Origin of the sequence: Microvirga sp. VF16 (assembly GCF_016864375.1) — a bacterium.
Taxonomy (GTDB): Bacteria; Pseudomonadota; Alphaproteobacteria; order Rhizobiales; family Beijerinckiaceae; genus Microvirga.
Genome location: NZ_CP069354.1, coordinates 1,436,086 through 1,447,737, shown reverse-complemented (window position 1 = coordinate 1,447,737; position 11,652 = coordinate 1,436,086). Strand labels below are relative to the sequence as shown.

The window sequence follows — 11,652 nt, the reverse complement described above, 5'->3', positions numbered from 1 at the left end:
TGCCTCTGATGAGAAGTTGGCAAGAGATCTTTTGCGGCTGCCGTTGAAGCAAAAACGGCCAAGCTTGTGCTTGACCATTCTCAAAGAAGAAGCTGCCGCGCCTGCTACCGCGCTCGGCGCAATTCGAAATCGGCGACCCCAAGGGCGAAGTTGAAGCCGGTCTGGCCACCGACGGAGAGAGGCTGAAGGGAAATGCTCCGGTTCGAGCCGCCGACCAGGACATTCGCTCCGACGCCGGAACCGACCGTCGCCTCGGCTGTCCCACCGACATAGCTGCCAGCCAGGGCGCCAGGCGCCACGCTGCCTTCCGAGAAAACAACCCATGTCAGGATCCCCCCTCGGGTCGCGCCGATATCGAGCCCGAACCGGCGGATCACGCCCACATAGGGTTCGTTCGGGCCACGCCTCGGGTTGAACGTGCACAATGTCGTCTTCTGCGATGTGACGATGAGACCGATTCCGCCCGATACGCTGCAGGACAGGACTCCGATCCGCCCTCGGTTCTGAGCCTGCGCCTCCGCGGCACCCAACGACGCAAGAAGGGCAAGAGCGGCAACGGGGAGAGCGGCGCGACGCATGGTGATCTCCTAAGCTTATCCAAGCTTAGCGATTAACGGCGCAGGAGCAGTGCCGTTCCATGGTGAGGATATCAATCCTGAATTGGTAAGGCCGAATCCTGATGCTCGCCGCGCCGGACGATGCGCATCGCCGTGATCGTCACGGGGCCGGCGCGCAGCAGGTTCATGGCCGAGACGATCATCTCGGCCAGGCGTTCGGGCGCGATGCTGTCGCCCTCGATATCGAGGAGAAAGTCCTTCGCCTCCACATAGCCGCCATTGGTGAAGTCGACGCGGGCGTCGAATTTTACGCGGTGCGTGGAGGCGGGATTGGCCCTGTAGGGCTCTGCCGCGGGATCCGGATGGAATGTCCGCGGCAGGGTCATCAACGCAAGGACCCGCAGAAGCGCTGGATGCGGTGGCAGGCATCCTCCAGCAACGCGTTCGACGTGGCATAGGAGATGCGGAAATTGGGGCCAAGGCCGAAGGCCGAGCCATGAACCGCAGCGACACCCTCGGCTTCCAGCAGTTCCGCGACGAAGTCCTCATCCGTTTCCAGCACCTTGCCCGATGGCGCGGTCTTGCCGATGGCTTCGGCGCAGGACGGATAGACGTAGAACGCGCCTTCCGGCATCGGGCACTTCAGGTACTTCGTCTGATTGAGCATGGAGACGACGAGATCGCGGCGCTCCTCGAAGGCTCGTCTGAACACCTTCAAGTGATCCTGCGGACCGTCGAGTGCCTCGACCGCAGCCCATTGCGAAATCGCGCTCGTGCCCGAAGTCTGCTGGCCCTGCACGAAGTCCATCGCCTTGATGAGATGCTCGGGCCCGCCCGCATAGCCGATACGCCAGCCGGTCATCGCATAGGCCTTCGACACGCCATTCATGGTGAGCGTGCGCTCGTAAAGGTTCGGCTCAACTTGAGCCGGCGTGACGAACTCGAAATCGCCGTAGGTCAGGTGCTCGTACATGTCGTCGGTGAGCACCCACACGTGCGGATGGCGCATCAGCACGTCGGTGATCGCCTTCATCTCGGCGCGGGAATAGGCCGCGCCCGTCGGGTTCGAGGGCGAGTTGAGGATGATCCACTTCGTCTTCGGCGTGATCGCGCGCTCGAGCGGCTCCGGCTGGAGCTTGAAGTTATGCTCCATGGTGCAATCCACGAAGACGGGCTTGCCGCCGCACAGCGCCACCATCTCAGGATAGGACACCCAGTACGGTGCTGGGACGATCACCTCGTCGCCCGGGTTCAGGGTCGCGAGCAGCGCGTTGTAGATCACGTGCTTGCCGCCGGTGGACACGATGGTCTGCGAGGGCTTGTAGTCGAGGCCGTTCTCGCGCTTGAACTTGCGGGCGATGGCCTCGCGCAGCGGCACGATGCCGGAAACGGGCGTGTACTTCGTCTCGCCGCGGCGGATCGCTGCGATGGCGGCTTCCTTGATATTGTCGGGCGTGTCGAAATCCGGCTCGCCGACGGAAAGGCTGATGACGTCCCGCCCCTGGGCTTTCAGATCCCGCGCTTTCTGCGTGATGACGATGGTTGCAGACGGCTTGATGCGGGAAAGGGCGTCAGACAAAAAGCCCATGGGAATCCTCCGATCGGGGCGTTAAGAAGGGAACCGTGACGGCGGCGGACCCTAATGCGGTCAAGCCGCCCAAGCAAGCAAAACAGCAAGCAGAAATAGCCCTTCCCGAACGGGTTTTTGAGGAGCCGCCTTTTCCGATGACCACATCCGTCACCCGCCGCCTCGCGCTCGGCCTCGTCGCCGGCGCGGCCCTCTTCGCCACCGCAGCCTCCGCCCAGGACTTTCCGAACCGCGTCGTCAAGATGGTGGTGCCCTACCCGGCCGGCGGCCCAACCGACGTGATCGCCCGCATCGTGGCGGAGGAGATGGGCAAGTCTCTCGGCCAGAACGTGCTCGTCGAGAACCTGGCCGGCGCTTCGGGCGCGGTCGGCACCCGCGCGGTCGCCAAGGCCGAGCCCGACGGCTACACCATCGTGTTCGGCAACAACCAGACGCACGGGAACAACATGTTCCTGCTGAAAGAGCCGGGCTACGACGCGGTGAAGGATTTCGCGCCGCTCGCGGGCGCCGGCGCCTTCGAGCACGTCTTCGTGGTCAAGAACGATCTGCCCGCCAAGACCATTCCTGAACTGATCGAACTCGCCAAGAAGGACCCGGGCAAGCTGAATTACGGCTCGACCGGCGTCGGCTCCGGCTCGCATCTGGCGACCGAACTCTTCATGACCCGCACGGGCACCAAGATGACCCACGTGCCCTTCCGGGGCGCCGCTCCCCTGGTAACGGAGCTCATGGCGGGCCGCATCGATGTGTCGAACTCGACCCTGCCGAGTGTGCTCTCCCAGTTCCAGGCCGGCCAGATGCGCGCCATCGGGATTGCCAGCCCGCAGCGCAACCCGCAGGCTCCGGACGTGCCGACCCTGCGCGAGCAGGGCATCACCGATGCGGACGCGGAATCCTGGGCCGCCTTCTTCGCGCCGGTGAATACGCCGAAGCCCGTTCTCGACAAGCTGTCGGGCACGATCATCGCGATCCTCAACAGGCCCGACGTGAAGGAGCGCATCACCAAGCTCGGCTTCACCCTGAACGTGCGCGATCCGGAAGCGTTCAAGCCCTATCTCGCCAAGGAGATCCAGACCTGGGCCGAGATCATCAAGGCGGCCGGCATCAAGGCCGAGTGAGCTTGCTTGGAACCACATCGTCATGGCCGGGCTTGTCCCGGCCATCCACGTCTTTGAACCGCGGCGCCACAAGACGTGGATCCCCGGCACAAGGCCGGGGATGACGCAAGGAGGAGGAGCAAACGCCATGCAATTCCACCAAGGCCGCCTGATCGACCATGTTCACCTGCGCGTCTCCGACCTCGAGGCGAGCCGGCGGTTCTATCGTGCTGTCCTGAAGGCCATCGGGCGCGAATTCACCTCGGAAAGTCCAAAGCATTTTTCCTGCGACGAGTTGTGGGTGGATCAGGCGGATGGGCCGGTCTCGCGGGTTCATCTCGCCTTCCAGGCGCGGGACAGGGAAGCCGTTCACGCTTTCCACGCGGCGGCGCTCGCCAACGGGGGACGCGATAATGGCGGGCCGGGAGAGCGGTCCTATCACCCAGGCTATTATGCCGCCTTTGCTTTCGATCCGGACAGCCACAACATTGAGGCGATCTATCACGGGCCTGCGGATCGCTCTGCAGAATCCGTCATCGTCAGCCCCAAAGCCTAAGCAACCCTGCCACAATCGTTAATAATTAGTTAACACCGATACTTAGCCAAGAAACCGGAAGCGGCACTTTCGGACAGGGCGGGAACTTTCTTGAATCGCACAAGTTTTTCTCCTGTAACCACCCTCCGGTTGCAGGGGTCAAGCCAATGAAAACTTTCCGACCAAGAAACGCTTATCACGTTTCGTCCCGCGTCCATCGTCTCGATCCGCGTCAGGAAAGCCGCTGCTCGCTTGCCCTGGTCATGCTGCTGGGCCTCGCGACGCTCTTCGTCATGACCACGACCCAGACTCTCTCGGCTCACGACACCAAGACTATCCACGTTTATTCGCCGCGATAACGCGTGAGTGAACGGCGGCACGGTTGACCGCCTGTCGCAGAAGTTTAGCTCTCCGGCATCGGAACGACGGAGAGATTCCAAGATGCTGAGCCCCCGACTTGCCCTGGCCTGCGCCCTTGCTCTCGGCGCCATCCCTTCCGCCCTGGCCCAGGACACCCAGCGCTTTCGCACCGACAAGGTCGAGGTGATCGTCGAGACGGTCTCCCGCAATCTCGAAAATCCGTGGGGCCTCGCGTTCCTTCCCAATAATCGCATGTTGGTCACGGAGCGGCCCGGCCGCCTGCGCATCGTCGATGCCAACGGCACTCTCTCGGAACCGCTCCAGGGCATTCCGCGCATTGTGGCCCGCGGCCAGGGCGGCCTTCTCGATGTCGCCGTCGACCCGAATTTCGCTCAGAACCGCCTCGTCTACTTAAGCTATGCCGAGGATCGCGGCGAAGGCCGCGCCGGCACCAGCGTGGCCCGCGGCCGCCTCAATGCGAACGGAACCGCATTGGAAGCTGTGCAGGTCATCTTCCGCCAGGAGCCGACCCATACGGGCAACAACCACTGGGGCTCGCGCCTGGTCTTCGACCGCGGCGGCAATCTCTTCGTGACGCTCGGCGACCGGTTCGACCTGCGCAACCAGGCGCAGAATCCGGCGAACCACATCGGCAAGGTCGTCCATATCAAGCCCGAAGGCGGGGCGGCACCCAACAATCCGTTCCTGAACCGGGAGGATGCCAAGCCCGAGATCTGGTCCATCGGCCATCGCAACCTGCAATCGGCCGCTCTGCATCCGACGACCGGCGAACTCTGGACTGTGGAACACGGCGCCCGCGGCGGCGATGAGGTCAACATTCCGCAGAAGGGCAAGAATTACGGCTGGCCGGTGATTTCCTACGGCGTCGATTATTCCGGTGCGAAGATCGGCGAAGGCACAAGGAAGGAAGGCCTGGAGCAGCCGGTCTATTACTGGGATCCCTCGATCGCGCCTTCCGGAATGGCCTTCTATACCGGCGACAAGTTCCCGGCGTGGCGTGGCAGCATCCTGGTCGGAGCGCTCGCGGGCAAGCTCGTCTCGCGGCTGGAGACCAACGGCAATCGCGTCACCGGCGAGGAACGCATGCTGCAGCAGCTCGGCGAACGCATCCGCGACGTGCGCCAGGGCCCGGACGGCTTCGTCTATCTGCTGACGGATTCCCGCAACGGCCGCATCCTGCGCATGAAGCCCGCGACCTGATCGCGGCTCAACCCCGCGGCCCGAACAGGATGAGCGCCGCGCCTGCCAAGCAGATGCCGGCGCCGGCGATGTCCCACCGGTCGGGCCGCGCCCCTTCCGCGATCCAGAGCCAGAGGATCGAGGCGACGATGTAGACGCCGCCATAGGCCGCATAGGCCCGCCCAGCCGCGTCGGCCGGAACGAGCGTCAGCAGATAGGCGAACAGTGCGAGCGATCCCATGCCGGGCACCAGCCACCACGGTGACTTGCCGAGCCTCAGCCAGGCCCAGAAGGAAAAGCATCCGGCGATCTCGGCAAGCGCCGCGCCTGCATAGACGAGGAACGCCATGGCCTCGGATCAACGCCCCTGGAAGATGAAGGCGGCGCCGGCCGCAATGAGGCCGAAGCCGATCAGGTGGTTCCAGCCCAGCGGCTCCTTCAGGTAGAGCACCGAAAAGATCGCGAAGACCACGAGGGTGATGACCTCCTGCATGGTCTTCAGCTCGGCCGCCGAATAGACCGCCGAGCCGATCCGGTTGGCCGGCACGGCGAACCAGTATTCGATGAAGGCGATGGCCCAGCTGGCGATGACCGCTATCCAGAGGGGGGATGTCTTGAACTTCAGATGCCCGTACCAGGCAAAGGTCATGAAGACGTTCGATGCGATCAGCATCAGGACGGGCGCCGTTTGAGGGTTCATGAGAAGGACCGGAGGGGAGAAAAGAGGAGGTGCGAACCCTGCCCTATTCCTTCAGGCCAAAGTGTCAAGCTGCCTGATGGACGCGATGCCCTAGCAGGAAAAGGAGCATCGGATGGATTCCAAAAGTGCAATTCCACTTTTGGGTCCGATGCTACCGGATGCCGAGGCGCTCCAGCACCTGGGAGCCGCCGGCGATCTGCGGATTGGAAGGGTCGAAACCCTCGCGCCGCTCGCGCTGTGTGACGAGTCCGCGGGCTCTCTCGAAGGCGACGTCCAGGCGACGCTCGCCTCGCAGGGCCTTGTTGAAGAAGGCATCGCCGAAATAGGTCCAGGTCGCACCGTCCCGGCAGCCGAAGGAGGGCTTGTCCGCCGCTGCGGCCGTGATGACGAGGGTCCGGGCATCGGCCAGCTCTCGGGCAAAAACGCCGGAATAACAGGCGGAGACGATCACGACCCGGTGCTGCGCCCGGGTTTGATCAAGCAGCGCCCGCACATCGGATGGGGTCATCAGGCTCGCATTGCGTCCGGCGACGAGACCGATCCCTTCCGGTGCGCCATGAGAGGTGAGGACCAACGCCACGATATCCTCGGCCGGATCGAGGGTCTGGCCCACGGCCCGCGTGGCTGCAACGAGAGTTTGCGCGGTCGCACCGGCGCGCCGCTTGGTATTGAACAGGACGATGGAGCGCCCCTTGGAACCAAACTGCCCCTCGAGGATGCGCGCCGCTCCCTTGGCCTCGCTCTCGAACACGCTCTGCGGACCCCACAGCCCGAAGGACAGGATGTAGACATCGACCTGCCCGGGACGTTGCGGGGCCAGTTTGACAGGCTCGGCCCGGCGAGCTGTCTGCCCGTGAGCCTCATAAGAAGGACCGAGGGCGAGAGAGAGCCCAATCAGGCAAAAAGCGATCAACCGGTGCATGGTATACCCCAACCTCGAGCTACCTTACGCGCAGCGCCCAGCGAAAGCCAAGGAGCCACCAAGGCATCGGACCCAAAAGTGGATTTGCACTTTTGGGATCCATCCGATGCTCATTCTTTGATGAGCGCATCGTTGAGCGCGACCCTCTGGGTCCGCACGATGCGCAGGCTGAACCGAATCCTCTCTTCCGGGTTTCCCTGTCAGGCACGTCACTGGTCATCCCAAGAGGGTATTACATGGATATCGCGCTCGATAAGGTTTGCGAACTCATTCTCCGGGTCAGGGCCATCGACGTGAAGGAAGGCCCCACCGATCCGGCTTCGGGCTCGAACCCTATCGACGACGGCAGCATCGACTCCCTCACCTCCTCGCCGGATGACGCCACCGAGGACGAGCTTCGCGACGTGATCGCGGGCCTCAACGACGACGAGCGCGCCGACCTGATCGCCCTCGTCTATATCGGCCGCGGCGACATGGAGCCCGAGGAATGGGGCGCCGCCGTGCGCCTCGCCCGCGAGCGCGAGGCCTCAAGCTCGCTCTCCACCGCCGACTGGCTCATCGGCATTCCGAACCTGGCCGAGCTGCTGGACGAAGGCCTCAACGCCATGGGCCGTAGTTGCGCCTGAGGCGCTGACAAACCCATCATCCCATCAACAGATTGCCGCCTTCGAGCCGTCGACCGAGGTACTCCGGAACAACGGTTGATGGCTGTCGCCATCACGCAAATGGCATCGACGGCACAGTGACGGCGCCCTATTTGTGACATGGATCAAGCTGATAATTCACCCTACTCCCAAAGGAGGATGTGATGACTCCGCACCTGCCCCCGGAGAGTCCGGACGACGACGTGCAAAGTGAGCTGCTCCAGGCCGTTCACAAAGCCCTGAACGACCTTACACCCATCAACGACCCGGTAGAGGAACAGCCCCTCACCGAGACGCAGCAGGACGTGCAACCATCCGCATCGCCGGATGAAACCGAGGTCGAGATCGACCGCATCGAAGCCTATCTGCGGGGTCCGACGGCGTTCACCGCCTGACCCCAACCTCTTACCTTGTCCCGCCTTCGTCCATGCGGATCGCAACACGGAAGGCCGCCCCCCAATCCTCAGCGAGCAAATTGAGTCCCTGAAGCCGTTTCGGGAAATCCGTTCGCGCGACCGATCCATCGCAAGTGGGGCCTCGGCCCCACTCCTCACTGTTAGAAATTCCTCAAGGCCTTTCAGTCTCACAGCTTGCCGAGCTTGAGGAACTGCGTCTCGCCGGAGGAATCGTCGACGCCGTCGTTGTCGGTCACGATATAGGCGTCGCCCGCGGCATCGATGATGAAGCCCTCGACCTTGTCGAGCACGTAGCCGTTCCCGGACTTCAGATCGGCAAGGAGATCGCGCACCAGCGTCTTCTGCACGAGCGGCAACTCGCCACCGAGCTTGACGGGCTTCATGTCGGCAAGCGAAACGGCATAGAGCTTCTTCAGCTTCGCCTTCTCGGCGATCTGGTTGTCACGCTCGATGATAATGACGCGATCACCCGCCGCCGTGATCTCGGACAGGCCGATCCAGCCAGCATCCGTGCTGTCGAGCGGATAGCGCACGGCGCTCCAGCTCTTGTCCGACGGCTTGTAGGCAAGGAGCTTCACGGCGTTCTTGCCGTCGTCCGCCCATTCGCGCTGGACCGCGAGCCACACGATCTCGTCGGCGCCCGATCCGGTGACGGTCACGCCTTCGAAGCCGTAGTTCTTCGCGCCCTTTTCGAGCTCCGCCGGAACCGAGATCTCCTCCTGGATCGCACCCTTCGCGTCGACCCGGATGAGCAGGTTCTTGACGCCCTTCTCGAGATTGCCCTCGGAGGCGAGCCAGAAGCCGTCAGACGCTGTCGCGATGCCTTCGAGATCGAGCTTCTCCGCCGCCGCGCCGTTGCGGGTCACGAGCGCTTCACCCGTGATCAGTGCCGGCTTCTTCGTCGCGTCAATGGTGAGGATGCGCGGTGCGCCGCCATAGACGCTGTCCGTCACCGCGTAAAGCTTGCCGGTCTGCGCCTTGTCGGCGGCAAGACCGGAAAGCGCACCCCAGCCGATCGGCAGGCCGTTGGTGTTCTTTCCCGAGCGGATCGTCGGATAGGCCGGAGCGGCGCGCTCTGCACGCTGGTAGATCATCACGTGCGGAGCAGCACCGCCATCGCCGTGCAGATCGGTCTCGCTGGTGGCGACGAAGAGATTGCGCGACGGAATGGCAATCAACCCTTCCGGACCGATGCCGGTCGGCAGAACCTGCACGAGTTCAGGCGTCGCACCGGTGTCGCGATAAACGGCGACGACCGAAGCGCGCTCGGAACCGACGAAGATCAGGTTGTCGTTGCCGAACCGGCCCGTCTCGACGCCTTCGATCTCGACGCCCTTCTTGTTGCGCTTGTCGGGATAATGGCCGAGCGACACGATCTCATGCTCCAGGCTCGCGCCGGATTCGTAGGCCACGCTGCCATCCTTGCTGAAGATGGTGAAGCTGCGCGAGCCGCCCTTCCAGTCGCCCTCATTCGCGGTCACGAAGCGATTGGCGTCGATCCAGTGCACCGCATCCGGCTCGCGCACGACCTTCTCCATCGAACCGGTCAGTTCGATCTTGCCGTCCTTCTTGGTGTCGATGTTCTTCAGATCCACGCTGCCTCCGGAAAAATGCGTCTCGACCTTGCCGGTCTTTCCATCGACGATGGCGATGTGGTTGTTCTCCTGCAGGGTCACGACGATCTTGCCGTCCTCGGACACATCCACGTATTCCGGCTCCGGATCCTCACCTGCGACAGCCGCAAGGCCGGTGAGAGCAACAGTCTTGAGAGCCGCGCAATCGAGGCTGCCGCCATTGAGAGAAGCGACCACCAGCGCGCCGGCGGGCATTTGCGGGATCGCACCCTCGTTCACCTCTTCATTGCGCTCGTTCTCGATGGCGACGGCAAGAACGCCCGCATTGGCGGCAACCGAATCGGGCTGGCCCGGCAGAGCGCATTCCGCAGCAACCTTGCGCTCGGCGAGGTTCACGGTGACGAGCTTGCCGCTCGGATTCGTGAAGCTCTCGGATGTGTTGACGGCCACATAGGCCTTCCCGCCCACTACCTTCACCGATGTAGGCTCGCCACCGACGGCAAGCGAGCCGCCGGCCTTGGGATTTGCCGGGTCGGTGATGTCGATGAAGCCGAGCGCCTTGCGCGGGCTGTCGGTATAGATCAGCAGCGTGCCGTCCTCGCTCACCGTGATGATCTCCGCCACCGTGTCGGCCTTCTGGTCCCCGTCCTTCGGCAGGTTCAAGGTGATGGGGAAGCTGGCGATACGGTCGAAATATTCTGCGGCGGAGGCGCTGAGCGCCGTGCCGGAGAGGAGTGCGGCGGCAAGCGAGCCGGCGATAAGGGAGCGATGCATGGGATTCCCCGCAAGACGGTCAAGGTTAGCCGGATCGTCATGCGCCCGTCTCATGACGGGCCGATGACAGATGGCGGGCCGCATCGAGCGGGGCCGTTTTGCACCGAAATTACCGCTCGGGCGTTGTCGAGACCGAAGCCAAAAGATAGCTCTTACCGCTTGAGCCAAACCTCGCACTGAGACGATTTTCGACAGGAGCCTCCATGAGTATCGGCCTGATCGCCTTGCTGGACGATATCGCGAGCCTCGCCAAGGTCGCTGCGGCGTCCCTCGACGATGTGACCGCCCAGGCCGCCAAGGCCGGTGCCAAGGCGGCCGGCGTGGTGATCGACGATGCCGCCGTGACGCCACGCTATGTGACCGGCTTTTCCGCTTCTCGCGAGTTGCCGATCGTCGGCAAGATCGCCTGGGGCTCGCTCAAGAACAAGCTCATCTACCTGCTGCCGGCGGCACTGCTCCTCAGCCTGTTCGCGCCCTGGGCGATCACGCCGCTGCTCATGATCGGCGGCGCCTATCTCTGCTACGAGGGCTCGGAGAAGGTGTTCGAGGCGCTGTTTCCGCATGGCGCCCACGAGCACGAACGGGCGGTCGGCGCAGCGACCCAGACGGCACAGAGCGTCGAGGACGAGAAGGTGAGCGGCGCGATCAAGACCGACTTCATTCTCTCGGCCGAGATCATGGCCATTACCTTGGCCAGCGTGCCGGCCGTATCCACCTGGATGCAGGCCGCCGTGCTGGCCGTCGTCGGCATCGGCATCACCGCTCTGGTCTATGGCGGCGTCGCTCTGATCGTGAAGGCGGACGATGCCGGGGTCGCGCTCGCCCGCAGCGACAGGCCGATGTCGAGCCTGCTGCGGCGCCCGAGCACGAGTGCTCCGCTGCATACGGATCGTCTCCTGGCTCCCGTGACCAGAGTGTTCGGGCGCGGATTGGTGAAGGGCATGCCGGTCCTGCTCAAGCTCCTCGCCATCGTGGGCACGGCCGCGATGATCTGGGTCGGCGGCGGCATCATCATCCACGGGCTCGAAGGCTACGGCTTCGCCGATCTCGGCCACGTCATCCACGATGCCGCCGCAGCGGCGGGTCACGCGGTCCCGAGCCTCGGCGGGGTAGTCGAATGGCTGGTCTCGGCCACCGCCGCCGGACTCTTCGGGCTCCTTCTCGGTGCCCTCCTGATCCCCCTCATCCATTTCGTCGCAGTGCCGCTCGTGAAGGCCTTGCGACGGGGGAAACGCGAGGCGGAGAAGCATACAGTATAACCGTCTGCACTCTTCCATTCCCCGGC

General features: G+C 63.7%; 14 protein-coding genes. 7 read left to right on the top strand and 7 right to left on the bottom strand.

The genetic code is table 11. The annotated features are described in order from the left end of the window. Positions 1–104 precede the first annotated feature (104 nt). The 3 genes from JO965_RS06940 to JO965_RS06930 all read right to left on the bottom strand — a co-directional run bounded on the left by JO965_RS06940 (position 105) and on the right by JO965_RS06930 (position 2,145). On the bottom strand, positions 105–578 hold the full coding sequence (locus JO965_RS06940; protein ID WP_203442958.1) for a DUF992 domain-containing protein: 474 nt from the start codon (positions 576–578) through the stop codon (positions 105–107). 71 nt (positions 579–649) lie between these two features. Then, positions 650–943 carry a hypothetical protein gene (locus tag JO965_RS06935; protein ID WP_203442957.1) on the bottom strand — a complete coding sequence of 98 codons (294 nt, stop codon included), beginning with the start codon at positions 941–943 and terminating at the stop codon, positions 650–652. After that, a complete protein-coding gene (locus JO965_RS06930; protein WP_203442956.1) occupies positions 943–2,145 on the bottom strand; it encodes a pyridoxal phosphate-dependent aminotransferase in 1,203 nt (400 codons plus the stop codon). Before JO965_RS06930 ends, JO965_RS06935 begins: the two co-directional genes overlap by 1 nt. Before the next feature lie 137 nt (positions 2,146–2,282). Here JO965_RS06930 and JO965_RS06925 point away from each other — a divergent pair, with 137 nt between their 5' ends. The 4 genes from JO965_RS06925 (at position 2,283) to JO965_RS06910 (ending at position 5,358) form a co-directional block, all read left to right on the top strand. Continuing rightward, complete coding sequence (locus JO965_RS06925) at positions 2,283–3,263, top strand: tripartite tricarboxylate transporter substrate binding protein (RefSeq protein WP_203442955.1); 981 nt, start codon at positions 2,283–2,285, stop codon at positions 3,261–3,263. 127 nt (positions 3,264–3,390) lie between these two features. Continuing rightward, positions 3,391–3,798, top strand: coding sequence for a VOC family protein (locus JO965_RS06920; RefSeq protein WP_203442954.1), 408 nt, complete (start codon positions 3,391–3,393; stop codon positions 3,796–3,798). 146 nt (positions 3,799–3,944) lie between these two features. Further along, positions 3,945–4,136 carry a hypothetical protein gene (locus JO965_RS06915; protein ID WP_203442953.1) on the top strand — a complete coding sequence of 64 codons (192 nt, stop codon included), beginning with the start codon at positions 3,945–3,947 and terminating at the stop codon, positions 4,134–4,136. Between the two features lie 82 nt (positions 4,137–4,218). Next, positions 4,219–5,358: a PQQ-dependent sugar dehydrogenase gene (locus JO965_RS06910; RefSeq protein WP_203442952.1), complete on the top strand. Its 1,140-nt coding sequence runs from the start codon at positions 4,219–4,221 to the stop codon at positions 5,356–5,358. A gap of 7 nt (positions 5,359–5,365) precedes the next feature. Here JO965_RS06910 and JO965_RS06905 read toward each other — a convergent pair whose 3' ends face one another. From JO965_RS06905 to JO965_RS06895, 3 genes are all read right to left on the bottom strand, one after another. Next, a complete protein-coding gene (locus JO965_RS06905) occupies positions 5,366–5,686 on the bottom strand; it encodes a YnfA family protein (RefSeq protein WP_203442951.1) in 321 nt (106 codons plus the stop codon). A gap of 9 nt (positions 5,687–5,695) precedes the next feature. Next, positions 5,696–6,037, bottom strand: coding sequence for a DMT family protein (locus JO965_RS06900; protein WP_203442950.1), 342 nt, complete (start codon positions 6,035–6,037; stop codon positions 5,696–5,698). A gap of 151 nt (positions 6,038–6,188) precedes the next feature. After that, entirely contained in the window at positions 6,189–6,959 is a 771-nt protein-coding gene (locus JO965_RS06895; protein ID WP_203442949.1) for a C13 family peptidase, read from the bottom strand. Positions 6,960–7,195: 236 nt separating this feature from the next. Between JO965_RS06895 and JO965_RS06890 the strand changes: the two genes are divergently transcribed. Then, a complete protein-coding gene (locus JO965_RS06890) occupies positions 7,196–7,585 on the top strand; it encodes a DUF3775 domain-containing protein (protein WP_203442948.1) in 390 nt (129 codons plus the stop codon). A 182-nt stretch (positions 7,586–7,767) separates the two neighbouring features. Further along, positions 7,768–7,998, top strand: coding sequence for a hypothetical protein (locus tag JO965_RS06885; RefSeq protein WP_203442947.1), 231 nt, complete (start codon positions 7,768–7,770; stop codon positions 7,996–7,998). A gap of 188 nt (positions 7,999–8,186) precedes the next feature. Here the strand turns inward: JO965_RS06885 and JO965_RS06880 are convergent, their stop codons facing one another. Next, the gene (locus JO965_RS06880) at positions 8,187–10,367 is read right to left on the bottom strand and encodes an esterase-like activity of phytase family protein (protein ID WP_203442946.1); all 2,181 of its coding nucleotides are present in this window, start codon (positions 10,365–10,367) and stop codon (positions 8,187–8,189) included. A gap of 203 nt (positions 10,368–10,570) precedes the next feature. Between JO965_RS06880 and JO965_RS06875 the strand changes: the two genes are divergently transcribed. Beyond that, positions 10,571–11,626, top strand: coding sequence for a DUF808 domain-containing protein (locus JO965_RS06875; protein ID WP_203442945.1), 1,056 nt, complete (start codon positions 10,571–10,573; stop codon positions 11,624–11,626). Positions 11,627–11,652 lie beyond the last annotated feature (26 nt).